The 23,807-nt window shown below is 54.5% G+C and carries 22 protein-coding genes; 15 read left to right on the top strand and 7 right to left on the bottom strand.

The features are described 5' to 3' along the window. Positions 1 to 156: 156 nt before the first annotated feature. Both ahcY and AB8B75_RS03855 read right to left on the bottom strand, forming a co-directional pair. The gene (gene ahcY / locus AB8B75_RS03860; RefSeq protein WP_405359974.1) at positions 157 to 1,548 is read right to left on the bottom strand and encodes an adenosylhomocysteinase; all 1,392 of its coding nucleotides are present in this window, start codon (positions 1,546 to 1,548) and stop codon (positions 157 to 159) included. Positions 1,549 to 1,681: 133 nt separating this feature from the next. Then, positions 1,682 to 1,996, bottom strand: a complete 315-nt coding sequence (locus AB8B75_RS03855; protein ID WP_405359972.1) for a hypothetical protein — start codon at positions 1,994 to 1,996, stop codon at positions 1,682 to 1,684. Positions 1,997 to 2,217: 221 nt separating this feature from the next. Here AB8B75_RS03855 and AB8B75_RS03850 point away from each other — a divergent pair, with 221 nt between their 5' ends. Both AB8B75_RS03850 and AB8B75_RS03845 read left to right on the top strand, forming a co-directional pair. Then, positions 2,218 to 2,814, top strand: a complete 597-nt coding sequence (locus AB8B75_RS03850; protein WP_405359971.1) for an HD domain-containing protein — start codon at positions 2,218 to 2,220, stop codon at positions 2,812 to 2,814. Next, on the top strand, positions 2,811 to 3,296 hold the full coding sequence (locus tag AB8B75_RS03845; protein ID WP_405359969.1) for a GNAT family N-acetyltransferase: 486 nt from the start codon (positions 2,811 to 2,813) through the stop codon (positions 3,294 to 3,296). The genes AB8B75_RS03850 and AB8B75_RS03845 overlap by 4 nt, the downstream gene beginning before the upstream one ends. Before the next feature lie 16 nt (positions 3,297 to 3,312). Here the strand turns inward: AB8B75_RS03845 and AB8B75_RS03840 are convergent, their stop codons facing one another. Both AB8B75_RS03840 and AB8B75_RS03835 read right to left on the bottom strand, forming a co-directional pair. Continuing rightward, the gene (locus AB8B75_RS03840; RefSeq protein ID WP_405359968.1) at positions 3,313 to 3,867 is read right to left on the bottom strand and encodes an ActR/PrrA/RegA family redox response regulator transcription factor; all 555 of its coding nucleotides are present in this window, start codon (positions 3,865 to 3,867) and stop codon (positions 3,313 to 3,315) included. A gap of 87 nt (positions 3,868 to 3,954) precedes the next feature. After that, positions 3,955 to 4,572 carry an SCO family protein gene (locus AB8B75_RS03835; protein WP_405359966.1) on the bottom strand — a complete coding sequence of 206 codons (618 nt, stop codon included), beginning with the start codon at positions 4,570 to 4,572 and terminating at the stop codon, positions 3,955 to 3,957. 96 nt (positions 4,573 to 4,668) lie between these two features. Between AB8B75_RS03835 and regB the strand changes: the two genes are divergently transcribed. From regB to AB8B75_RS03775, 12 genes are all read left to right on the top strand, one after another. After that, complete coding sequence (gene regB, locus AB8B75_RS03830; protein WP_405359965.1) at positions 4,669 to 6,057, top strand: sensor histidine kinase RegB; 1,389 nt, start codon at positions 4,669 to 4,671, stop codon at positions 6,055 to 6,057. A gap of 80 nt (positions 6,058 to 6,137) precedes the next feature. Continuing rightward, positions 6,138 to 7,688 carry a PAS-domain containing protein gene (locus AB8B75_RS03825; protein ID WP_405359963.1) on the top strand — a complete coding sequence of 517 codons (1,551 nt, stop codon included), beginning with the start codon at positions 6,138 to 6,140 and terminating at the stop codon, positions 7,686 to 7,688. 48 nt (positions 7,689 to 7,736) lie between these two features. Continuing rightward, positions 7,737 to 8,213 (top strand): tRNA (adenosine(37)-N6)-threonylcarbamoyltransferase complex ATPase subunit type 1 TsaE, encoded by a 477-nt coding sequence (gene tsaE, locus AB8B75_RS03820; protein WP_405359961.1) that lies wholly within the window; start codon positions 7,737 to 7,739, stop codon positions 8,211 to 8,213. Continuing rightward, positions 8,210 to 9,229, top strand: a complete 1,020-nt coding sequence (locus AB8B75_RS03815) for an aminoglycoside phosphotransferase family protein (protein ID WP_405359959.1) — start codon at positions 8,210 to 8,212, stop codon at positions 9,227 to 9,229. The genes tsaE and AB8B75_RS03815 overlap by 4 nt, the downstream gene beginning before the upstream one ends. Then, a complete protein-coding gene (locus tag AB8B75_RS03810; RefSeq protein WP_405359958.1) occupies positions 9,205 to 9,897 on the top strand; it encodes a nucleotidyltransferase family protein in 693 nt (230 codons plus the stop codon). Before AB8B75_RS03815 ends, AB8B75_RS03810 begins: the two co-directional genes overlap by 25 nt. Next, on the top strand, positions 9,890 to 12,847 hold the full coding sequence (gene addB, locus AB8B75_RS03805) for a double-strand break repair protein AddB (RefSeq protein ID WP_405359957.1): 2,958 nt from the start codon (positions 9,890 to 9,892) through the stop codon (positions 12,845 to 12,847). The genes AB8B75_RS03810 and addB overlap by 8 nt, the downstream gene beginning before the upstream one ends. Beyond that, positions 12,844 to 16,230, top strand: a complete 3,387-nt coding sequence (addA, locus tag AB8B75_RS03800) for a double-strand break repair helicase AddA (protein ID WP_405359956.1) — start codon at positions 12,844 to 12,846, stop codon at positions 16,228 to 16,230. Before addB ends, addA begins: the two co-directional genes overlap by 4 nt. A gap of 36 nt (positions 16,231 to 16,266) precedes the next feature. Next, positions 16,267 to 16,587, top strand: coding sequence for a thioredoxin (gene trxA / locus AB8B75_RS03795; RefSeq protein WP_405359955.1), 321 nt, complete (start codon positions 16,267 to 16,269; stop codon positions 16,585 to 16,587). A gap of 146 nt (positions 16,588 to 16,733) precedes the next feature. Next, positions 16,734 to 17,291, top strand: coding sequence for an ATP-dependent protease subunit HslV (hslV, locus tag AB8B75_RS03790; RefSeq protein WP_405359953.1), 558 nt, complete (start codon positions 16,734 to 16,736; stop codon positions 17,289 to 17,291). Then, a complete protein-coding gene (locus tag AB8B75_RS03785) occupies positions 17,288 to 18,370 on the top strand; it encodes a hypothetical protein (protein WP_405359952.1) in 1,083 nt (360 codons plus the stop codon). The genes hslV and AB8B75_RS03785 overlap by 4 nt, the downstream gene beginning before the upstream one ends. Further along, the gene (hslU, locus tag AB8B75_RS03780; protein ID WP_405359950.1) at positions 18,367 to 19,671 is read left to right on the top strand and encodes an ATP-dependent protease ATPase subunit HslU; all 1,305 of its coding nucleotides are present in this window, start codon (positions 18,367 to 18,369) and stop codon (positions 19,669 to 19,671) included. Before AB8B75_RS03785 ends, hslU begins: the two co-directional genes overlap by 4 nt. A 37-nt stretch (positions 19,672 to 19,708) precedes the next feature. Then, complete coding sequence (locus AB8B75_RS03775) at positions 19,709 to 20,935, top strand: MFS transporter (RefSeq protein WP_405359949.1); 1,227 nt, start codon at positions 19,709 to 19,711, stop codon at positions 20,933 to 20,935. Here AB8B75_RS03775 and AB8B75_RS03770 read toward each other — a convergent pair. From AB8B75_RS03770 to AB8B75_RS03760, 3 genes are read right to left on the bottom strand one after another with little or no spacing between them, the layout of a single operon-like run. Further along, entirely contained in the window at positions 20,919 to 21,515 is a 597-nt protein-coding gene (locus AB8B75_RS03770) for a Smr/MutS family protein (protein WP_405359948.1), read from the bottom strand. The two genes, AB8B75_RS03775 and AB8B75_RS03770, sit on opposite strands and share 17 nt — an antisense overlap. Beyond that, positions 21,512 to 22,549 (bottom strand): murein transglycosylase A, encoded by a 1,038-nt coding sequence (locus AB8B75_RS03765; RefSeq protein ID WP_405359947.1) that lies wholly within the window; start codon positions 22,547 to 22,549, stop codon positions 21,512 to 21,514. Before AB8B75_RS03765 ends, AB8B75_RS03770 begins: the two co-directional genes overlap by 4 nt. Then, positions 22,546 to 23,205, bottom strand: coding sequence for a Tim44/TimA family putative adaptor protein (locus AB8B75_RS03760; protein ID WP_405359946.1), 660 nt, complete (start codon positions 23,203 to 23,205; stop codon positions 22,546 to 22,548). The genes AB8B75_RS03765 and AB8B75_RS03760 overlap by 4 nt, the downstream gene beginning before the upstream one ends. A 105-nt stretch (positions 23,206 to 23,310) precedes the next feature. Between AB8B75_RS03760 and AB8B75_RS03755 the strand changes: the two genes are divergently transcribed. After that, the gene (locus AB8B75_RS03755) at positions 23,311 to 23,790 is read left to right on the top strand and encodes an FxsA family protein (protein ID WP_405359945.1); all 480 of its coding nucleotides are present in this window, start codon (positions 23,311 to 23,313) and stop codon (positions 23,788 to 23,790) included. Positions 23,791 to 23,807 lie beyond the last annotated feature (17 nt).

Here is a 23,807-nt window from a genome sequence, read left to right as displayed (position 1 = left end):
GCCAAAGCGCCGATCGCAAATTTTTGGGCGCTTGGGTATAAAAACGTTGTCGGTGGAAACACCAGAAGAGTTGGATTTAGTTTACAGTAAGGACACGGCGCAAAAAACCCCGCCACACGGATTGCATGGCAGGGCTCTTTTCAAATTGCTCGGAAATCAGTAGCGGTAGTGCTCCGGCTTGAACGGACCTTCCGGCGCGACACCGATATACGCAGCCTGGTCGGCATCCAACTCAGTTAGTTTCACACCAATGCGGTCAAGATGCAGGCGGGCCACTTTTTCGTCCAGATGCTTGGGCAGGATATAAACGTCGTTTTTGTAGTCATCCCCCTTGGTCCATAGCTCAATTTGCGCAAGGACCTGGTTGGTAAAGGACGCAGACATTACAAAAGACGGGTGACCCGTGGCGTTTCCGAGATTCAGCAAACGTCCTTCAGACAAAAGTATCAAGCGATTGCCATTTGGCAGCTCGATCATGTCCACTTGTTCTTTGATGTTGGTCCATTTGTGGTTTTTCAGTGCCGCGACCTGAATTTCATTGTCGAAGTGGCCGATGTTGCCAACGATCGCCATGTCTTTCATCGCGCGCATGTGCTCGATGCGGATCACGTCCTTGTTTCCGGTGGTGGTGATGAAAATGTCAGCGGACCCAACCACATCTTCGAGTAAAACAACTTCGAAACCGTCCATCGCAGCCTGCAGCGCGCAAATTGGGTCGACCTCGGTTACCTTTACCCGTGCACCAGCGCCACTCAGAGATGCCGCTGAGCCTTTGCCCACATCGCCGTAGCCCATAACGACAGCCACTTTGCCCGCCATCATCGTGTCGGTGGCGCGACGTATGCCGTCCACCAAGGACTCTTTGCAGCCGTATTTATTGTCGAACTTCGACTTGGTGACAGAATCGTTTACGTTGATCGCCGGGAATGGAAGTTGTCCTTGACGCACCAGTTCATAGAGACGGTGAACACCTGTAGTTGTTTCCTCGGACACGCCCTTGATCTGATCGCGCATTTTCGTGAACCAGCCAGGGCTGGCGGCCATGCGTTTTTTGATCTGCGCAAAAATAGCTTCTTCTTCTTCGGATTTGGGGATCGCGATCAGCTCATCCTCACCGGCCTCAACCCGCGCACCCATCAGAATGTACAGTGTTGCGTCACCGCCATCGTCCAAGATCAGATTGGGTCCTTCGTCGAACATAAAGGATTTGTCCAGATAGTCCCAATGCTCTTCCAGCGTTTGACCTTTGATCGCGAACACAGGCGTACCGCCTGCAGCGATCGCCGCCGCAGCGTGATCTTGGGTTGAGAAAATGTTGCATGACGCCCAGCGCACGTCCGCCCCAAGAGCAACCAACGTTTCAATCAAAACGGCGGTCTGGATGGTCATGTGTAGCGAGCCGACAATCCGCGAGCCCTGAAGCGGCTTGCTTTCGCCGTATTCTTCGCGCAACGCCATAAGGCCTGGCATTTCGGTTTCGGCAATGTCGAGCTCTTTTCGCCCGTATTCTGCAAGGGCGATATCTTTTACGATGTAGTCATTAGCCATTGGGTGCGGTTCCTATCCGTGCGATTTGCAGCGCAGATAGCACCCGCAATGCAGCGAGACAATGCTTCAGGTTGAATCGACATGAATACAAAGTAAAAGCCGGTTTTTCGGCGCCCACTCAGTCGAAGAAAAACTAGCTCGCAGTGCCTTCAACGTCCGGTTCCTGAGGTCCTTCGAAGAAATCCGTACCTGCTGCAACAATGCAGCTGACACCGTTTGGCGCGGTTACTAACACGGTAAACGTGCCGGATTCCGGGGACGACCAGATTTCCATAAAAGATTGAGCAGAACGGGATTTCTGCAAGCCACCGGCGATAAAATGCTCGGCATATTTTTTCTTTAGCCCGTCAATGACTGCTTGGCGCGGGCCGCAATTGGCGGCCTCAGCCGGCGGCGATATGCCGGCCATACCAACAGTCAAACAGGCGAGGGTGAGTTTCTTGAACACAGCAAGATCCTTTCATCTTCGCTTCTGACAGAAGAGGAAAGCGCTCCAATTGGAAAAACATACGCCTTCCCCCGATGATTAACATCGAGACCACGGCTATGGTTTACAAATGGTTTACAAAACAACGAACATCAATAAGTAGTGGTAGTCAGTGGTAAGATACACACGATGCTGCTTTAATTTTTGGCATAATCTAAATACAGACATCAGGCTTTGACATTATGGCAACACCTAAACGTGCATGGCAGCGCATGCTTTCAGGTCGCAGGCTGGATCTGCTGGACCCGACGCCTGTCGATATCGAGATTGAAGACATTGCGCATGGCTTGGCTTTTGTGGCGCGCTGGAACGGACAAACGCATGGGGATTATGCCTACTCTGTTGCAGAACATTCTCTTCTGGTGGAGAGGCTTTTTGCGCGCATCGCACCCAAGGCGCCGGCCAAATGGCGGTTGGCCGCACTGCTCCATGATGCGCCTGAGTATGTGATTGGCGATTTGATTTCTCCGGTAAAGGCCGCGGTTGGTCCAGGCTATGGCGCGCTGGATGATCGGCTTGCCGCTGCAGTTCACATTCGATTTGGTTTACCCGCAGCCATTCCAAAACACATTAAGAGACAGATCAAGAAAGCGGATAAGATCAGCGCATGGATGGAAGCTACTCAGATCGCAGGTTTCTCCAATTCAGAAGCAAATAAGTTTTTTGGCACGCCTGATGTAGCAATTATCAATGATTTGACGATTGTTCTGCGGGCACCGGTTGAGACGCGCAACGCATTTACAGACCGCCATGATGACTTATTGAGGCTCATGGGATGATCAAAGTGCGCCCCGCAATGGAGTTGGACAGCGGGTCCATGGCAAGACTTCTCAATGACATCATTGAAAAGGGCGGTACAACGGCACTAACCAGACCCGTCACCGATCGGGATCTGGGAGAATGGATGGCGAGCGCACCGGGTCAATCGGCCTGGAGCGTCGCCGTAAACGAAAGTGAAGCGGTTGTGGGCTTTCAATGGATTTCGCCGCATTCGAAATTGCCGCCCGCGGCCGCAGATATCGCGACATTCGTGCAGTTGGGTCAGACCGGAATTGGAATCGGTTCCGCGTTGTTTGAAGCCACATCAAAAGCTGCAAAAATGCTGGGGTACCGCTGGATCAACGCAACAATCCGCGCGGATAACGAAGGTGGACTGACCTACTACCAGAGCCGTGGATTCCGGGACTGGCACTTCGAGGAGAAAGTTGGCCTTGAGAGCGGGCAAATTGTTGATCGAATCAGTAAGCGATTTGACCTCTAGGCCGCCCGTTCCAGCTCTATCGCGGCGATCGCTTTGCCAGAATCCGTTGCAAAGTTCTGCGGTGCATACTGAGCCTGCGGGCCGTTTCGCTGACATTCCGATCACATAGCTCGTAAACCCGCTGAATATGTTCCCAGCGCACTCGATCCGCACTCATCGGGTTTTCAGGAGGCGGCGGCATGTTGTCACCATGTGCCAGCAGCGCATTTACAATATCCGCCGCATCCGCTGGCTTAGACAGATAATCCGTTGCCCCGATTTTCACGGCCGCGACCGCAGTCGCAATAGCGCCATATCCTGTCAGTACAACAACACGCACGTCCGGACGGTATTCTCGGAGCACTTCGACCACATCGAGGCCATTTCCATCCTCCAGCCGCAAGTCAACGACTGCGAACGCTGGCGGTCTGGCCGTTGCAATGGCTTTGCCTGCTGCAACCGAACCGGCAGTTTCAACTGCAAAACCACGTTTTTCCATTGCTTTTGCGAGGCGTCGCAAAAAGGGTTCGTCATCGTCCACCAACAAAAGGCTGGTATCTTCTTCAAGGTTCAATTCAGATGCATCCAGCATTGGAAGCCTTTCTTTGCGCACATATTTTACACTATATGTTGCAGAGCGGGCAAATCGTCAAATTTGTTGCCCCTAAAAATGGACTTATCAGGCGTTTTCGGCAAAACACGCCACTGTGGCAGCCATGTCTTCAACGGCGGTTTCGCGGCGGAAAAATTCCACAAAACCGTGCTCGGGCAACACCAAGTAGCTGAACGTGGAATGATCCACCAGATAGTAGTCGTCTTCTCCGGCCTGTGCTTTGTAATAAGTGCGATAGGCTTCGCTCGCGGCCTGGACCTGCTCCGCTGAACCCGTGAGTCCAATCATGCGTTCATGCAGGTTCTGGGCAAAATCACCAACGACCTCCGGCGTATCCCGTTTGGGATCGATCGAGATAAAAACCGGCGTCACGGAGATGTTTTTTTCTGCGAGGGCATCAACAACTTCTGCATTTCGCGCCGTATCAATGGGACAGACATCAGGGCAAAAAGTATACCCAAAATAAATGATCGTAGGTTCGGTGATTACGTCACTGTCGGTTACGGTTTCACCTTGTCCATTCACCAATTCGAACGGACCGCCAATCGAGGCGGCCCCGCCCGCGATCTGGCTTGCACGACACTGTGCGAATTGGTCATCACTTTGCGTGGATTGAGTAGCATACCAGACACCTCCGAGAAGTCCGATAACCGCGACAATGGACAATACAGCGACATAGCGCATGGGTTTCGCTTCTCCTAAAGTACGTTAGGGTGTTCCTATCAAATCGCAGTCGTAACGTCTTGCGACATCTATGCAACTCAATAAGCGGTGAGTGAGATGCCGGACACCAATGTCAGACCTATGAGCGGCGACACCCGCGCAAATTGGATCCGGCTCCGGACCATGATTTTGTTGCGCTGGTTTGCCATTGGCGGACAACTGTCAGCAATTGCCGTTGCGCACTATGGTTATGGGCTGCAACTGGAAATCGGGCTTTGCTATTTTGTGGTTGGCGCCTCCGTGATTGCCAATCTTGTGTCCATATTCGTTTTTCCGGAAAACAAACGCTTGAGCGAAGTCGAAAACATGATGATGGTCATGTTCGACCTTCTGCAGTTGAGTTTTCTCTTGTTCCTTACCGGCGGCTTGCACAATCCTTTTGCGCTTTTGATGTTAGGGCCAGTCACGATTTCAGCCGCAGTGTTGACGTTGCGGTCTACCGTCGTTTTAGGCAGTACTGCAATTGTTCTGGTGTCGTTTTTGTCGCAATTTTATCTTCCGCTTCGCACGGAATCCGGGCTCGTCCTGGAATTTCCACAACTCTTTGTATTTGGCAATTGGATCGCTTTGATCATCGCCATCGTCTTTATTAGTGCCTATTCAGTGCGGGTAACTTCTGAAATTCATTCCATGTCAGATGCGCTGGCGGCCACGCAAATGGCGTTGGCACGGGAACAAATGCTCACCGATTTGGGCGGTGTGGTCGCCGCCGCTGCCCATGAGCTCGGCACACCCTTGGCAACGATCAAATTGGCGAGCGGAGAGCTTTATGAAGAACTGTCTGAACACCCGGATCTGCGTGACGATGCCGCTTTGATCCGCCAACAGGCGGATCGGTGTCGGGACATTTTGCGCGACATGGGGCAGACGGGGAAAGATGATTTACACCTGCACCGCGCGCCTTTGATGGCGGTTATCGAAGAAGCCGCGGCACCACATATGGGGCGCGGCAAAACCGTTCATTTTCAGCACCTGGAAGACGCTGCGCTGCAGCCCGTTATTCTCAGGAAGTCCGAAATCATCCATGGCTTGCGTAATCTTATTCAAAACGCCGTAGATTTTGCGGAAGCCGAGGTCTGGATCGAAGCAAGTTGGAACTCCGAAACCATATCTTTGCGTATTATGGACGACGGTCGTGGCTTTCCTTCACAGCTTTTGGGCAGGATCGGAGATCCATTTATGCGGCGGCGCCGGCCAGAGCCCGGAAACCCTATGCGTCCTGAATATGAAGGTATGGGACTGGGCCTCTTCATTGCCAAGACCCTGCTGGAAAGATCGGGCGCGGAGCTACAATTTGCGAATGGGCGGGACCCGGCAAATCCAAATGCGAAAATGCCGTTCGATTTTGGGGCCGTCGTTAAGGTCACCTGGCGCCGGAACAGAGTCACCGCAAAACAGGACGATCATGAATTTGGGCTAGGTGAGAATCAGCACATCACGGTCTAGTTGCACGTAAAATTAACCCACCGTTAACCAAGCTAGGCAAATAATGTGCTGTTTTCAAACAAGACAGGAATCTGCGGCCTATGCCTCTATGGGACATCGCTGCTATCGTAGGTGCGGCTGGTTTAAGCGCGCTAGTGGCCTTGCTGTGGATCAGCAGGACGCCCAAACAGGCTGCGAACTCGACATCTGATAGACGAACGGCATTGAGCCCGGACGGCGTTTCCTTTCTTTTTGACCAAGAAGAATTGCAACACGTCTCAGAAACCGCCCAACAGCTCTATCGTGTGACGCCGGGCCAGGATGACTGGCAGTCATGGCGCGAAAGGATGCTGAATAGATTTCCTAGCTTGCCGGAAAGGCCACCGCTCAATCATCCCGGTTGCATGACCGTTGAAGCACGTCACGCCGAGGATATCGCAACGCTGAACTTCACGCATCGCGGTCAATACATTCAAGTTCATATGAACGATGATCGTATGATCAATGCGGCGCAATCGCAAAAACTGCGGGCAATTCATCGCGAGCTGGCTGATCTTCGTCGGGCCAGTGACACAACGCCGCATGCCGTCTGGCAAGTTGATGCGCAAGGCAAGGTGACATGGTTCAACGCGGCCTATGAGGATCTCTACGAACGTTTGCACAAAACTGCGCCGCAAGCGACCAAGCCCGTCTTTGAAATCATCGAACAGCAAAACCAGAAGGTCGGACGTCAGAGGGTTTCTACCCGAACTGCATTGGACGGCGGTAAAGACTGGTTTGACGTAAACGCTGTCACCGTTGGCGACATCACCATTTTCCACGCTGTTAATGTCAACGCTATCGTCAAATCGGAAGCAGCGCAGCGAAATTTCGTACAGACGTTGGCGAAAACTTTCGCCCAACTTTCAATTGGGTTGGCAATATTCGACCGTAACGGACAATTGGTCCTGTTCAATCCTGCTCTGATTGACCTGACGGATTTACCAGCTGACTTCCTCAGCGGTCGGCCGACGCTTTTGTCATTTTTTGACCGTATGCGCGAAAACCGCCGCATGCCTGAGCCAAAGAATTACCATTCCTGGCGCCAAGAGATCGCTGATGTGATCTCTGCCGCAACGGACGGCAGATATCAAGAAACATGGACCCTCGAAACTGGCCAAACTTACCGTGTGCGCGGCAGACCGCATCCCGATGGTGCCATCGCTTTTCTGATTGAGGACATCAGCGCCGAAATTTCCCTAACCAGAAATTTCCGGGCCGAATTGGAACTGGGTCAATCTTTGATGGATACATTCGACGAGGGTCTTGTCGTCTTTTCGTCCACTGGAGTGCTGACTTTTTGCAATGTCGCATATCGGGACCTTTGGGGGCTGGACCCAGACAACTCTTTCGCCGATGTGACAATTCTGGATTCTGTGCAGGAGTGGAAACGGTCATGTAAACCAGGCGCGCGCTGGGCAGCGCTGACTGATTTTGTTCGCAACATCAGCGATCGAACGAGCTGGAACATGACAGCGACGTTAAACAGTGGAACGTCATTGTCTTGCACGGTGTCACGGATTGCATCTGGCGCGACCGTGATCCGGTTTGCCACTACCGAAAGCGCTACAACCAAACCAAAGCTCCCTAATCCAAGCGCGCGTGCATCTTAAACTGTCTTAAGCCTTGCAGCCGGTTCTGCGCAGAGTAAGCATAGGGGAATGGCGGGGAACTCTTTTTCAATGTTGTTGTCATCCGGCGCGGCAACAACCGATGCAGCGGCACAATTGGCGCCAACTCTGGCATCAGGCGATACAATTTTGCTGCACGGACAGGTTGGTGCTGGCAAAACCCATTTTTCCCGGGCGATGATCCAATCGCTGCTTGCAGTACCCGAAGATGTGCCTTCACCAACTTTCACATTGGTGCAAACCTATGACACAAAGGCAGGCATAATTTGGCACACCGATTTGTACAGGATCGGCTCTACAAACGAGATCGAAGAACTTGGTCTTCTGGATGCGTTCGAAACTGCGATATGTCTGGTTGAATGGCCTGACAAACTTGGCGTTCTGAACCCAAGCGCGGCGCTCAATCTGACGCTGACTGATGGCCCCGACGAAGATTCCCGCATGATGACCGCTCATTGGAAAGATGCACGCTGGACCGACAAACTGAAGTGCTGGATACCGAAATGAGCCGACGCGCTGAGATAAGTGAATTTGTCAAGCGGGCCGGGTGGGGTGATGCACATATCACGCCCTTGGCAGGCGATGCTTCAAACCGTCGATACGATCGCGTACTGCGGCAAGATGGGACAACCGCCGTCTTGATGGATGCACCCCCGTCAAAAGGGGAAGACGTCCGGCCTTTTGTAAAAATTGCAACCTTCCTCACGGTAGCCGGGCTGAGCGCGCCACGGATTTTTGCGCAGGATACAGCGCGCGGGTTTTTGTTGATTGAGGACCTTGGTGATGATCTTTTTGCGCGGGTGATTGCGACCGATCCTTCTCTGGAACTGGCTCTCTATCAATCCGCGGTAGATGTCTTGTGTCACCTGCATCAAGAGCCACCGCCTGATCTGGCGCCATATTGCGCCTCAGTTACCGCGCCGCTCGCCGCATTGGCTTTCGACTGGTACTTGTTTGGCGCGACGGGATCTGTTGATGCTGCCGCGAAAACCGCCTTCGGCGAAGCTTTTCATGACTTATTCCGACCTTTGGACGCACAGCCACAGGTCTTGATCCAGAGAGATTATCATGCCGAAAACCTTCTTTGGTTGCCGGAACGAAAGGGAGTCCAGAAGGTTGGCTTGCTTGACTTTCAGGACGCCATGCTTGGTCATGCAGGCTATGATCTGGTGTCGATATTGCAAGACGCGAGGCGCGACGTATCGGCGGAATTGGAAAAGCAGATGATTACGCGATTTCTGGCACAAAGCACGCAAGATCCAGAACAATTCGCCGAAAGCTATGCAATCCTTGGGGCACAACGCAATCTTCGCATTCTGGGCGTCTTTGCGCGTTTGTGCCTACGTGATGGAAAGACGCATTATGTCGACCTGATCCCGCGCGTCTGGGAGCACATTCAAACCAACCTGAAACATCCCGCTTTGCAAGACATCGCGAAGGTACTCAACAACACGCTGCCACCGCCATCATCGGAAATTCTGGATAAATTGAGATCACAATGCGCGACATGCCCAGATCGTTGATGCTTTTTGCTGCGGGCTTTGGCGCGCGGATGCGACCTCTGACCAATGACCGACCAAAACCGATGGTTGAGGTGGCCGGTAGACCACTGATCGACTACGCCTTGGACCAGGCGGCGAACATGCCATTGGACAGTATTGTCGCCAATACGCACTATAAACCCGGACCGCTTGAGAAACACCTAGCAGACACGGGCGTTCAGACGCTTCTGGAAAGTCCGGACATACTGGACACGGGCGGCGGTTTGCGCAATGCGCTGCCAATTCTGGGCGACGACCCGGTGTATACGCTCAACACAGACGCGGTCTGGGTCGGGCAAAGCCCTTTAGATCTTCTGCGTGACGCGTGGCAACCGGATGCCATGGACGCTTTGTTGATCTGTGTGCCAGTTTCCCAAACACTTGGCTATGATGGATCGGGAGATTTCCAAATCGATCCGCAAGGGCGCTTGATGCGCGGGCAGGGGCATGTCTATGGCGGCGCCCAAATCATCAAAACCGACCGCCTTAAGGACGTGGACCAGACTAAATTTTCGCTCAATCTGATCTGGGATCTAATGTTGGCAGAGAACCGGCTGTTCGGGCTAAGCTACCCTGGCGAATGGTGCGACGTAGGTCATCCGGCAGGTGTCGACATCGCCCAAGCCAGGCTGGCGCAAGGCAGTGTTTGACCCCAACGCCAAACACCGCCTTTTCGGCATCGCACCAGGCATCGATTTTCCACGCGAACTGGCAGAAGGGCTACTATCGCGTCTGGAAAACCAACCCCCGGAGGCCATGGCGCGCATTCAGTTGATCGTGAACACCCGCCGCATGCAAAGAAGATTGCGAGGATTATTTGACGCAGGCCCGGCAATTCTTTTGCCGCAAATTCGTCTGGTCACGGATCTCGATCTGCTCGATCCGGCCATCACGATACCAAAAGCCGTAACGCCGTTACGTCGCAGGCTGGAGTTGATTGCGCTGGTATCTCAACTGCTCAACCAGGAAAAAGACTTAGCGCCACGCTCTTCGCTCTACGACCTGACCGACAGTCTGGCCGCCTTGATGGACGAGATGCAAGGCGAGGGCGTGACCGGCGATGTGATCGCCAACCTGGACGTGACGGATCAATCCGGACACTGGCAACGCGCCCTGAAATTCATCCAGATCGCACAAGCTTACCTGGATGACACCCGTTCATCTCCGGACAGCGAAGCACGTCAGCGTTTGATCGTTACAACGCTTGCCGCCAAATGGGTGCTCGATCCCCCGAAACACCCCGTCATCATTGCAGGATCTACAGGGTCACGCGGGACAACAATGCTGCTAATGAAGGCCGTTGCCAAGTTGCCCCAGGGTGCCTTGATCCTACCCGGTTTCGATTTTGAAATGCCCCGCTGGGTCTGGTCCCATCTCGATGATGCGCTTTTGTCCGAAGACCATCCTCAGTTTCGGTTTCACCGATTGATGTCCGAGCTTGGTGCAGACCGTAATGACATATCAGCTTGGCACGACACGCCCGCACCGTCGTCAGCTCGAAACGCCCTTGTTTCGCTGTCGCTTCGACCAGCCCCAGTGACCGATGCGTGGTTGACCGAAGGCACGCAGCTCAATGGAATCGCAGACGCAACTAAGGATGTAACGTTACTCGAAGCTTCGAGCACACGCGACGAAGCTATGGCGATTGCCTTGCGTTTACGACAGGCGGCTGAGCGAGGCGAAACTGCGGCGCTGATCACACCGGACCGGACTTTGACCCGCCAAGTCACGGCCGCATTGGATCAATGGGACATCCTGCCCGATGACTCCGCCGGGATACCCTTACAACTGTCGCCGCCGGGGCGGTTTTTGCGTCATGTCGCCGGGCTGTTTGTGCGAAGGCTCGATGCGGAGACGTTGCTGACCTTGCTCAAACATCCGCTGAGCCACAGCAGCGTGGATCGGGGTCCGCATGCGCTCACTACGCAAAGGTTCGAATTGCGCATACGGCAAAAAGGCTTGCCTTACCCCGATCCTGACGGTGTGATCCGGTTGCTGCAAAAATCTGTGATTAAAACCGAGGAACAAGCCAAAATAGACGATTGGGCGCGGTGGGTAGGACGTACTTTTTGCGGCCACATGACCAGCGAAACGCGACCTTTGACGACATGGGTGGACGCGCATGTCGCGCTTGCGGAGGCAATTTCCTCCGGCGCAAACGGGCTTGACACAGGTGAGCTTTGGCAAAAGAACGCAGGCCAAAAAGCGCATGAGGTCATGGAAAACCTCAAAGAGCATGCCGTTTTCGGCACCGCCATGACAGCTTCTGACTATGCCGATCTCGTCGGCGCGCTGCTCTCTGGCGAAGAGATCCGCGACAGGGACGCACCGCATCCCAACATCATGATCTGGGGCACGCTGGAGGCCCGGGTTCAAGGCGCGGATCTGGTTATTCTGGCCGGTCTGAATGACGGCACCTGGCCCGAAGCCCCGTCGCCTGATCCCTGGCTGAACCGCGCACTACGACACCAAGCCGGCCTGTTGCTGCCAGAGCGGCGCATTGGACTATCTGCGCATGACTACCAACAGGCGATCGGGGCTAAAGAAGTTTGGCTGACACGCGCCATCCGTTCTGATGGCGCGGAAACGGTAACGTCTCGATGGTTGAACAGATTGCAGAACCTGCTTGCGGGGTTGCGCGAGCAGAACGGCCCGTCAGCGCTCCGCGAAATGCGGATGCGTGGCAACCTGTGGCTGGCAAAATTGCGCGTCTTTGAACATGTGGAGCGCACAAACCCTGCGGCCCGGCCATCGCCACGACCGCCGATAGCAGCAAGGCCACATGCGTTATCGGTGACAGAGATCAAACGTCTGATCCGCGACCCCTATGCAATTTATGCGCGCCATGTGTTGCATCTGAACCGCCTCGGCCCGCTTGTTCAAAGCCCCGATGCCCTGATGCGTGGCAATGTAGCTCACGACATCATGGAGCGCTTCGTTAAAGATACTCTGTCTGACCCGGAACTCTTGACAGCGGGCCATCTGAGCCATGTTGCCCGTCAGGTTATGACCAATGATGTACCCTGGCCAGCAGCGCGTGCCATGTGGCTGGCCCGGATCGACAAGATTACCCAGTGGTTTGTGGACCGCGAAAGCGCACGCCGGACTTATTCAACGCCCGTGGCTTTCGAGGGGCAGGCGAAGGGCGCGCTTTATTGGCCGGACATCGGTTTCACGCTTTCAGCGCGCGCGGACCGTCTGGACAAGACGGAGCAGGGCGATGTGCTGCTTTACGACTACAAAACCGGCAAGCCGCCGACCAAAAAACAACAAGCCACCTTTGATAAACAACTGCTGATCGAAGCTGCGATGGTTGAGCAAGGCGCGTTTGAAACGCTCGGCATTTGCCATGTTGCGATGGCCATTTTCATCGGCTTGGGCACATCGCCAGCAGAGGTACCAGCGCCCATCGAAGATGAACAACCCCGCGAGGTACTGAGCAATCTGCGCAAGCTCATCGACGCCTATCTGACACCGGAACAGGGGTTTACTGCACGGCGCATGATGCAAGAGGACAAGATCGAAAGCGATTATGATCAGCTGGCGCGGTTTGGCGAATGGGACGCCACCGACGAACCCGTGCCCGAGGATTTGACATGACGCCGCGCAACGAGGCCTCGGACGCGCAGGTGCGCGCCGCCCGGCCGGATACCTCAACCTGGCTGGCTGCAAATGCCGGGTCGGGCAAAACGCGGGTGCTCACAGATCGTGTAGCGCGACTGTTGCTCGATGGGGTACAACCGCAGCATATCCTGTGTCTGACCTACACCAAGGCCGCCGCCTCGGAGATGCAAAACCGGCTGTTCAAGCGCCTGGGCACCTGGGCCATGTTACCGACGCAGGAACTGGCAGCATCGCTGCACGATCTTGGCATTGCAGGGCAGATCGGTGCGGACAGGTTGCGCGATGCCCGAACACTCTTTGCCCGCGCCATTGAAACGCCGGGCGGTCTGAAAATCCAAACGATCCATTCGTTTTGCGCCTCTTTGTTGCGACGGTTTCCACTCGAAGCGCGGGTCAGCCCGCAGTTTACCGAGATTGAAGACCGTGCAGCTGACCTGCTACGGGCCGAGGTTGTTGATCAAATGGCGGATGGTCCCGAAGCCAAGCTTATTGATGGCATCGCAAAGCATTACACCGGCGAAGATTTTAGCAAACTCACGCGCGCAGTGGTTGCCCATCGCGACACTCTTTCCCAACCGATGTTGTGGCCAGACATACTGTCTCTGTTTCGCCAGCCGCCTGACTTGTCGGAAGAAAGTATCGCAGACACTGTCTTTCTGGGCGAGGAGGCCGACCTAATTGCAAAGCTCCTTCCTTCGATGCTTGAAAAAGGCGGCAATGACGCGAAAGCAGCTGAAAAGCTGGCCCGGATCGGGCTTCTTGACGTGAGCGCTCTGCCCGACCTGGAGAGCATATTTCTGACCGGTGCCACTGCCAAATCACCGTTTACAGCCAAAGTCGGCAGCTTCCCAACCAAAGCGACACAAGGCGCTTTGTGCGATCACATGCCAGCGCTCAATGCCTTCATGGAACGGGTTGAGAACGCACGCGAGGCCAGGCTTGCGCTTGCTGCAGCACGCAAAACCCAAGCGCTCCATGAATTCGCTGCGCCCTTCATCGCCCGCTACGAAGAGCAAAAACTCCTGCGCGGTTGGCTCGATTTTGATGATCTGATCTTCAATGCCCGCGATCTTTTGAATGATCCCGCAGTGGCCGCTTGGGTACTGTTTCGCATCGATGGCGGCATTGACCATATTCTGGTGGACGAAGCTCAAGACACAAGCCCAGCGCAATGGGATGTCATCCGCAAGCTGGCTGCCGAGTTTTCCAGCGGCGAGGGCGCGCGCAAGGAAGTGGCGCGTACGCTGTTTGTGGTCGGAGATAAAAAACAGTCGATCTATTCTTTTCAAGGCGCCGATCCAAAGGAATTCGACCGAATGGAGGCGGAATTCAAGGATAAGCTTGAAGCCGCCGGAAATGAATTTCAGAGCCTGACACTGGCCTATTCCTTCCGGTCTTCCGACGCGATATTGCGCGTCGTCGACACCGCTTTCGAACAGCAAACGGATGCAGGGTTCAGCGACGACGCCAAACATATTGCTTTCAAGGGTGTTTTGCCGGGGCGCGTTGACATCTGGCCACTGATCGAACGCCAGCCCAATGAGGACAACCGCGTTTGGTATGAGCCCCTGGATCGACGCGGCGCACATCATCACACGGTTGTTCTGGCCCGGCAGATCGCGGATCAGATCCAGCAGATGATCGAAACAGAACAAACCATTCCGATCAGTTTGCCTGATAATGCAGGGCATGTAAGACGGCCGGTCGCGCCCGGAGATTTCCTTATTCTGGTGCAGCGCCGTTCCGATCTCTTCGCAGAGATCATCCGCGCCTGCAAAACGAAAAACCTGCCAATCGCTGGGGCGGACAGGCTTAAAGTTGGCGGCGAACTGGCCGTTCGGGACCTTGCCGCTCTTTTGTCCTTTCTGGCCGTGGCCGAAGACAGCCTTTCGCTCGCCACCTCGCTCAAATCGCCGTTGTTCGGGTGGTCCGAACAAGACCTGTTCACACTCGCGCATGGCCGGTCAGAAGAGCACCTTTGGCAAACCCTGCGGAATCGTGCAGAGCAATACCCCGAAACGCTATCCGTTTTGAACGATCTGCGGGCCAATGTTGACTTTCTGCGGCCCTATGACTTGATCGAGCGGATTTTGACGCGCCACAAAGGCCGCCGAAAATTGTTATCGAGGCTGGGGCATGAGGCTGAGGACGGGGTGGATGCGCTGTTGTCCCAAGCGCTTGCCTATGAGCGCAATGCGATTCCAAGTCTCACTGGGTTTCTAGTCTGGATGGAAACGGATGATCTTGAGATAAAACGGCAAATTGACAGTGCGTCTGACCAGATCAGGGTCATGACCGTGCATGGCGCAAAAGGTCTGGAAGCGCCGATTGTTATCTTGCCCGATACCGGGAAGCGCACGGTCCAGATCAAGGATGATATCCTCAAAATGCAAGGCCATGCGGTCTGGAAAACGCATGCGGCGGATATGCCGGGCGTGATGAAAGAACGCACCGATCAGATGAAAACCTCCCAGTATGAAGAGCGGCTCAGACTTCTTTATGTCGCGCTGACGCGGGCAGAGAAGTGGCTCATTGTTGCGGCGGCGGGCGAGCTTTCGAAGCAAAACGACAGTTGGTATCAGATCGTTGACGCGGCCTTGGATCGCACAGACGGCGTCGATGTGACGTTTCAAGGCTTGGATATCAAACGCCACGCCCATGGGGAGTGGGATGGGCTGCCAATCGCAGAAGCGAAAAAGAGCGATGATCTGGAAATCAGCCTGGAAAACTGGTTCTGGAAAGCGCCGCCCGATGCAGCCCCCGCGATGGAAACTCTGTCGCCCTCCGAACTTGGCGGGGCAAAGGCGTTGCCCGGTGACAGCGGCAGAGACGAAGACGCCGCCATGGCTTACGGCACGCTGGTGCATAGCTATCTGGAACACCTGAGCAGAATGCCGGAAAACCAATGGCCGGTGACCGCAACATCACTAAGTTCCTCCGGGCCAGATGATGACAATCACGCAGAGGCCTTCCAGGAAGCACAACGGGTTTTGCGATCTGATGCCCTGGCGCCTCTTTTTGCGGACGACTCGCTGGCAGAAGTCGCGATTTCAGCGCCCTTTGCCAAAGCACGTCTTTCGGGCGTGATTGACCGGCTGATTGTGTCTTCCGACCGGGTTTTGGCCGTGGATTTCAAAACCAACCGGATCGTTCCGCCAAGCCCCGAGGACTGTCCCGACGGCATTTTGCGTCAAATGGGCGCTTATGCTCATGCTTTGGCCCAGATTTACCCAAACCACCGAATTGAAGTCGCCATATGTTGGACCTTTGCTGCGACCCTGGTGTATTTGCCGCACGAAATCGTGACGCGGGCGTTAGAAAGCACGCTACATCTTGACGCGGGAGAGGCGGCTACATAAGTTCATCCCTCAAGCATAGCCAGTCAGGAGATCACGATGGCCACCCTTGCTGTAACTGATGAAACTTTCGACACCGAAGTGAAAAATTCCGACATCCCCGTTGTGGTCGATTTCTGGGCTGAGTGGTGCGGCCCCTGCAAGCAAATCGGTCCGTCTTTGGAGGAGCTCTCCACCGAAATGGACGGCAAGGTGAAGATCGTAAAAGTGAACGTGGACGACAATCCGAACTCCCCCGCTCAAATGGGCGTGCGTGGCATCCCTGCCTTGTTCATTTTCAAAGACGGCCAGGTCGTATCCAACATGGCGGGCGCAAAACCGAAGGCCGCCCTGCAAAGCTGGATCGAAGAGTCAATCTGAGACGTAGTGATGATTTGACTTTCAAGGGCGTTCCAATGGGGCGCCCTTTTGCCGTCTGCGCACACCGTTTAAGCGACGGCGGGCGGATGCACTTGTACCCCTGAAACCGGCGCGCCATATAGAGCATCACTAGTAAGGAGGCCGAAATGGCACGAGAAGAGTTCCCCGGTTGGCATGGCACAACCATCATTGGCGTGAAGAAAGCCGGTGAAGTGGTCATCGCGGGTGACGGACAGGTATCACTAGGTCAGACCGTGATCAAAGGAACCGCACGCAAGGTGCGACGCCTGAGCCCCGGCGGATTTGACGTCGTCGCCGGGTTCGCCGGATCCACCGCGGATGCATTCTCCTTGTTGGAACGCCTGGAGACCAAACTCGAAGCAACGCCTGGTCAGCTGGCACGCGCCAGTGTCGAGCTTGCAAAGGACTGGCGCACCGACAAGTACCTGCAAAAGCTCGAGGCCATGCTGATTGTTTCAGATGGCAAAGACATCTTTGTGATCACCGGCGCAGGTGACGTTCTGGAACCAGAACATGACGTGGCCGCCATCGGATCAGGCGGCAATTATGCATTGGCTGCGGCGCGCGGGTTGATGGGCAGCGACCGCGACGCCGAAACGATTGCGCGCGACGCCATGGCCATTGCCGCAGATATCTGCGTCTACACAAATGGCAATCTGACGGTTGAAAAGATCACTGCATGATTGACCGAGACGATCTTCGGGCCTCTGTCAGCGCCGGGATTGTGACAGAAGCACAAGCCGCAGCTTTGATAAGCCTTGCTCATAGTCGCAGTGGCGCGCGCGAAAACCTGGCACCGGGCGATGAGCCGTTTGAACTCTTCAAAGGCTTCAACGAAATCTTTATTGTGGTCGGCCTTATCATTCTGGCCATGGGCTGGGTTGGTATCGTCACCTTTAGCATGACGTTCGACCCTCTGAGTCTGCGCAATACCCTGATCTTCTCTGGCGTCTTTGCCGCCGCATCCCTTTGGATCTTGTCCGAATACTTTGTCCGACGTCGCCGGATGGTGGCCCCTGCCATTGCACTGTCAATTATGTTTGCCATCAATGCCGCTTATGGGTTTGCGGGCGCATTTTCCGAAATATTCATGGTCGCGCAGGGCGACAACAGCAGTCTGCCCCGACCTTTGATCTTCGCAACACTCGCGTTGTTCATTTACTGGTGGCGGTTTCGGGTTCCCTTTGCGCTAGCCCTCATCGCCATCGCAGGTTTTGGCGTGGCCATCCTCATCGCAGGCAACAGCAGGGGGTCGCCTAACTCCATTGAGGCGCTGTTTCTCTTGTCAGCTGGCGGTCCATTTGCGTGGATCACCTTGGCAGTGGGCATTTTTGTTTTCTCCATCGCCATGTGGTTCGACATGTCAGATCCACACCGCGTGACACGTCGGGCCGCGAACGGGTTCTGGTTGCACGTGGTCGCGGCACCTGCATTGGTAAATACCATTGCACTGACACTCTTGGACAGCGATCAGGCTTGGTCGAACGCCGCTCTTGTGGCTGTGTTGACGCTTTTCGCGTTGGTGGCGATTGTCATCGACCGGCGATCCTTTCTGATTGCGGCCATTGGCTACACGGTGATCCTAACCGCCGCGATCTTCGAGGGCGATGGCGCTGTGTTCACCGTTTTCTTTCTGGGCGTTGTGCTACTTTTTCTGGGCGCTCGCTGGGAACGCATCCGCGGTCGCCTTCTGACATTTCTGCCAGGCTTCATCCCCTTGCACCGGTTGCCGCCGTCTCATCTTACAAAGGCCTTATCATGACTGACCTTACCCCCCGCGAGATTGTCTCGGAACTGGATCGATTTATCATCGGTCAAAAGGATGCGAAACGCGCCGTTGCCGTGGCCCTGCGCAACCGGTGGCGGCGCAAACAGCTCAGCGATGATTTACGCGATGAAGTCTATCCCAAGAACATCCTCATGATCGGTCCCACTGGTGTCGGGAAAACCGAGATCAGCCGCCGTCTGGCCAAATTGGCACGCGCGCCGTTTCTCAAGATCGAAGCCACCAAGTTCACTGAAGTCGGCTATGTAGGTCGCGACGTCGAGCAGATCATCCGCGATCTGGTGGACAGTGCCATTGCGATGACGCGCGATTACATGCGTGATGACGTCAAGGCCAATGCAAGGCATGCTGCCGAAGAACGCGTCATTGACGCCATTGCAGGCGCAGACGCCCGTGAGGGCACCCGCGAAATGTTCCGCAAAAAGCTCAAATCCGGCGAGCTGGATGACGAGATGATTGACCTTGAAGTTGCGGATACGTCGAACCCTTTCCCGACGATGGACATTCCCGGACAACAGGGTGGTATGGGGATGATGAACCTTGGCGATATCTTTGGCAAAGCGCTGGGCGGTCGCACCACACGAAAAACTTTGCGTGTCTCCGAAAGCTACGATGTTTTGATCAGCGAAGAGGCGGATAAGCTGCTGGATGACGAGACCGTCACCAAAGCGGCCATTGATGCGGTGGAACAAAACGGCATCGTATTCCTCGACGAGATCGACAAGGTTTGTGCCAGATCCGACGCGCGCGGCGGCGATGTCAGCCGGGAAGGGGTGCAACGCGACTTGCTGCCTTTGATCGAGGGGACAACCGTTAGTACCAAACATGGGCCGGTGAAAACCGACCATGTGTTGTTCATTGCCTCTGGCGCCTTTCACATCGCCAAACCTTCGGACCTGCTACCGGAGCTTCAGGGTCGTTTGCCCATCCGCGTGGAATTACGCGCCCTGACAGAAGAGGATTTCGTGCGCATCTTGACGGAAACGGACAACGCCCTGACCCTTCAGTACACCGCACTCATGGGAACCGAGCAGGTCAATGTCACCTTCGAACAGGATGGTATTGCTGCCTTGGCCAAGATTGCCGCAGACGTGAACCAGTCGATTGAGAACATCGGCGCGCGGCGGCTTTATACCGTCATGGAGCGGGTTTTTGAGGAGTTATCTTTCAATGCCCCTGATCGCGCCGGGGAAGACATTGTCGTTGACGCCGCCTTTGTGGAAAAAAACCTCGGCGAACTGACGCGGTCCACCGACATCAGCCGATACGTGCTTTAAAGCTTTCAATCCTGCGGCATGCCTGCGACACCGGGGCATGGGATATATGCGCTTCCTAATTGAAAACCGGCTGTTTTTGACAGCCGGCTTTTTACTGTCTTTCAATTCGTCCTTTGGTCAAACCTATTTTATCTCGCTTTTTGCGAACGAGATCAAAACCGCGTTCTCCTTAACGGATGGTGGCTGGGGCGGCATTTATGCCATCAGCACAACGCTTTCCGCGATCACCATGATCTGGGCAGGTTCGCTGACTGACAGGTTTCGTGTCAAAAACCTCTCCTTTGCCGTCATGGTTTGTCTGGCCCTATCTTGCGTCACAGTGGCGGTGGTACCCAACGGCTTTTTTCTCATCATAGTGGTTTTCGCATTGCGCCTGATGGGTCAGGGAATGATGTCTCAACTCAGCGCGGTTGCGATGTCACGATGGTTTGTCGCCACGCGCGGACGGGCGCTTTCGCTCGCGTCAATGGGATACGCGGTCGGACAAGCGCTTTTACCGGTGATATTTGTTGGTTTGTTAGCATTTTTCGAATGGCGGCTGCTCTGGATTTTTGCGGCAGTGTGCGTTGTGGCCTTTATCCCGATCATTCAAATGTTGTTGCAACAGGAACGCACACCGCAGTCTCTGGCGGACAACACGCAGCGTTTTGGCATGGGTGGCAAACACTGGACACGCAGAGAACTGCTGAGGCACCCGCTGTTTTTCTGTCTTATCCCTCTTGTTGTAGGCCCCTCTGCTTTCGGGACTGCGTTGTTTTTTCATCAGGTGCATTTGACAGAAGTGAAAGGTTGGAGTTTGGGCTCTTATGTTGCTCTGATGCCGATCTACACGCTGGCTACGATATCGTTTACTTTTCTGACCGGGTGGGCCATCGACCGCTTCGGCGTGAAATGGATAGTGCCGTTTCAGTTGATCCCTTTTGGTCTTTCATTTGTCGTGCTGGCCTTCGCGGATAGCATCTTCATGGCCGCTATGGGGCTGGTGATTTTTGGCATCGGGCAGGGAATGCAAGGCACGGCAACCACTGCATTTTGGGCCGTGTTTTATGGCACCAAGAATCTGGGTGCCATCAAAGCCACCGCTGCAGCACTAATGGTTTTCGGCTCGGCGATTGGACCCGGCATAACCGGTGCACTAATTGACCTTGGAATTGATTTTTCGGATCAGATGTTCCCGATCGCATTCTTCTACTTTGGCGGCGCAGCACTTGCAGGATGGGGCATCTTTCGCTTTCAGCGCGAACTGCCTAACGCCGCCGTTTGAGATAGACGTAAAACGCGCCGCCGCCGCCATGGCTGACATGTGCCTCGCTCACCTGCATGACCGCCGAAGCCAAAGGCGAAGTACTTAACCATTGTGGCACCTGATGGCGCAATATGCCAAATCGAACAGGGATCGGGCCACCCTCGTCTCTGTTCTTCCCCTTGCCGGTAATCACCAGAACCAATCTCTTTCCCGATGCGCTCGCACTCAGAATGAATTTGGTCAGCGCTGAATGTGCATGATCCAGGGTCATACCATGCAAATCTATGCGCCCTTCAGGTTTCAGTTTTCCGCGTGTCATCTTGCCAAATGTCTTCTTGTCCATTTGCACGGGCGCATGACGCAGCATATCGGGCAATGACGGAGACAAAGAGATCGTGCTTTTCTTCGCCTGTCGCTCCTGTGGAAAGGTTGCATTTTGCCTACCAAATTCTGGTTTTTGGACCTGATTGATTTTGGTCGCACGTTTTGGCGTCAAGGCGTCCGGGTCAAACGTGCTGCGGCGATCGAACGCTTCTGTTCTGTCTGTTACCTTCCGCCAGAGCGCAACATCCTCTGCCGAAAGCTTGCGCCTGGTCACAGCGCACCATCTGGCGCCATGGCATAAGCGCGCTGAATGGGAAGCAGGACAATCATGCGACCGGGGTCTTTCAGTTTTCCCGCTTCACGTCCCGCCTGATCTCCAGTGCCAAAAAAGACATCGGCGCGCTGCGCACCCTTGATCGCAGATCCCGTATCTTGTGCGACCATCAAACGCCGCAGCGGGTCCTCGCCGTCCTTTTCAATCCAAACGGGTGCGCCCAATGGCGTGAATTTCGGATCCACCGCAATACTGCGCAGAGTCGTCACCGACCGGTTCATCGCCCCCAGAGGCCCTCGATCTGATGGAACCTCGCTTACCTCCCGAAAGAAAACATACGACGGATTGTGAAAAAGCAGCTCGCGACCGGCCGCAGGATTACGTCGCACCCAGTTCTTGATCACTTCTGCGCTGACCTGATGTGGTTGATAGGTCCCGCGACGCACGAGCTCTGCGCCGATGGATTTATATGTGTGCCCGTTAGCGCCAGCATATCCGACCCGCAGCTTTTCACCGTCTGGTAGATTGACTCGCCCGGATCCTTGAATTTGCAAAAAAAACAACTCAACTGGATCATCGACCCAGGCAATCTCCAACCCGCGCCCGCGCAAAACACCGCCATCAAGAATCTGTCGCCTGGAATACCAGAGACCAGTTTCCTTTGCCTCCGGTGGCATTGCATAAATCGGGTATCTGAAACGCCCTGTCTTTTGTCGCGATCCAGTGAGTTCGGGTTCAAAATACCCTGTAAAAAGTGCAGGGTTGCCATCTTCGATTAAGACCGGACGAAACAGCAGTTCAAAAAATGCCTTTGGATCGGGATTGGAAGTTGCATAGGAACACACGGCGCGCCAGTCTGGGTTGTCCATATCCTGGCACGTTGTGCGAAACGTCTCAAACGCCGCAGCGTGATCGTCCGATTGCCACCCATCGAGATCGTCAAAGGACAAAACATTTATGCTGGTTTCAGCGGTGACAGGGCCGATCATTCCGAACGACCCCGCCAAAATCGCCGCCGCCAGCGACAGTTTCATGCGTCCGTGGAAACAAGCAGCCAGTTTGGATCATCTGATCCCATGGCGCGCGCGAAAGCCCAGGTGTCTTTCTGGCGCTTTAACTCACTCGCGTTGCCATCAACTACTTCACCTTCGCTGTTACGCACCACCGACGTAAGTTCCGCGACAAAGCGAATGGTCAATTCCGCCTCTTTGGTTACGTCGTCAAAAGTTGCTTCCATCAATTTCAATTCGCTTACGCCAATGAAGTTGGCCTCAACGGACAAGCCCTGATCTTCACGTGCGGCAATCCCATCGACAAAGGAATCATAGATGTCCTCTGCCAAAAACGGCTGGATGTCTGTCAATTCGCCGTTCTCATAGCCCATCACGATCATTTCATAAGCACCACGTGCCCCGCCAAGAAATTCGGTGACACTGAATGATGGCTCGATCCGCTTCATGGCAGCCAGCGCTTTTGCAGCAGAACTGTCTTCTTCCACGTGATCGACAATATCCAGATCCGGCCCACCTTCGATGACTTCGAATTCGGGGCCTCCCAAACGGTTTGGTTGTTGTTTGGGCGCTGGAGGCTTCTCGAACCCGTCACGCGTTCCCAGCACGTTTTTCAGACGCAATATCAGAAAAACAGCGATGCCAGCGAGCACCAAAAGCTGTATCAGGGGCGAATTCATAGAAACCTCATGTCGGGTAAATCGTGGAAACGGGCGTATACTGTTCTTATGTAGGTGTCGGGCTTGTGCAAGTCCACTCCACGACTGACGAAAGGAAGCATCAAAATGTGGCTATTTATCGCTTTTCTCGCGGTACCACTGATTGAAATTGCGCTGTTTATACAAATTGGTGGCGCAATCGGTCTGGGTTGGACATTGTTAACAGTTGTTTTTACGGCTGTTCTCGGGACTTGGCTGGTCAGGAATCAGGGTCTTATGGCCATGAATCAGTTAAAATCTTCTTTTTCTGATCTGAGAGATCCAACCGAACCACTTGTGCATGGCGCTATGATCCTGTTTTCGGGCGCTTTGTTGCTCACGCCAGGATTTTTTACCGACGCAGTCGGGTTTTTGCTCCTCGTTCCGGGGTTTCGAACCGCGATCTACACAGCGATCCGCGCCCGTGTGAATGTTCAGTCCTTTGATACAGGACCACGACAGCAACGGCAACGCCCGTCGAGCGATGATATCATCGATGGCGAGTACTCCGAGGTGAAACCAGACATGGATCGGGTCAACAAACCATCCAAGTGGTCCGACCATTGAGAACTCATTACCAAACT

Source organism: Roseobacter sp., from assembly GCF_045106495.1.
In the GTDB taxonomy this organism is placed as follows: domain Bacteria; phylum Pseudomonadota; class Alphaproteobacteria; order Rhodobacterales; family Rhodobacteraceae; genus Roseobacter.
The sequence above is the reverse complement of the archived record's forward strand: the minus strand, read 5'-3'. Positions and strand labels throughout refer to the sequence as shown.

Coding starts and splice junctions, on each gene's coding strand:
- ahcY (WP_405359974.1), bottom strand. CDS start 1,548: ATGGCTAATGACTACATCGTAAAAGATATCGCCCTTGCAGAATACGGG.
- AB8B75_RS03850 (WP_405359971.1), top strand. CDS start 2,218: ATGGCAACACCTAAACGTGCATGGCAGCGCATGCTTTCAGGTCGCAGG.
- AB8B75_RS03845 (WP_405359969.1), top strand. CDS start 2,811: ATGATCAAAGTGCGCCCCGCAATGGAGTTGGACAGCGGGTCCATGGCA.
- AB8B75_RS03840 (WP_405359968.1), bottom strand. CDS start 3,867: ATGCTGGATGCATCTGAATTGAACCTTGAAGAAGATACCAGCCTTTTG.
- AB8B75_RS03835 (WP_405359966.1), bottom strand. CDS start 4,572: ATGCGCTATGTCGCTGTATTGTCCATTGTCGCGGTTATCGGACTTCTC.
- regB (WP_405359965.1), top strand. CDS start 4,669: ATGCCGGACACCAATGTCAGACCTATGAGCGGCGACACCCGCGCAAAT.
- AB8B75_RS03825 (WP_405359963.1), top strand. CDS start 6,138: ATGCCTCTATGGGACATCGCTGCTATCGTAGGTGCGGCTGGTTTAAGC.
- tsaE (WP_405359961.1), top strand. CDS start 7,737: ATGGCGGGGAACTCTTTTTCAATGTTGTTGTCATCCGGCGCGGCAACA.
- AB8B75_RS03815 (WP_405359959.1), top strand. CDS start 8,210: ATGAGCCGACGCGCTGAGATAAGTGAATTTGTCAAGCGGGCCGGGTGG.
- AB8B75_RS03810 (WP_405359958.1), top strand. CDS start 9,205: ATGCGCGACATGCCCAGATCGTTGATGCTTTTTGCTGCGGGCTTTGGC.
- addA (WP_405359956.1), top strand. CDS start 12,844: ATGACGCCGCGCAACGAGGCCTCGGACGCGCAGGTGCGCGCCGCCCGG.
- trxA (WP_405359955.1), top strand. CDS start 16,267: ATGGCCACCCTTGCTGTAACTGATGAAACTTTCGACACCGAAGTGAAA.
- hslV (WP_405359953.1), top strand. CDS start 16,734: ATGGCACGAGAAGAGTTCCCCGGTTGGCATGGCACAACCATCATTGGC.
- AB8B75_RS03785 (WP_405359952.1), top strand. CDS start 17,288: ATGATTGACCGAGACGATCTTCGGGCCTCTGTCAGCGCCGGGATTGTG.
- hslU (WP_405359950.1), top strand. CDS start 18,367: ATGACTGACCTTACCCCCCGCGAGATTGTCTCGGAACTGGATCGATTT.
- AB8B75_RS03775 (WP_405359949.1), top strand. CDS start 19,709: ATGGGATATATGCGCTTCCTAATTGAAAACCGGCTGTTTTTGACAGCC.
- AB8B75_RS03765 (WP_405359947.1), bottom strand. CDS start 22,549: ATGAAACTGTCGCTGGCGGCGGCGATTTTGGCGGGGTCGTTCGGAATG.
- AB8B75_RS03760 (WP_405359946.1), bottom strand. CDS start 23,205: ATGAATTCGCCCCTGATACAGCTTTTGGTGCTCGCTGGCATCGCTGTT.
- AB8B75_RS03755 (WP_405359945.1), top strand. CDS start 23,311: ATGTGGCTATTTATCGCTTTTCTCGCGGTACCACTGATTGAAATTGCG.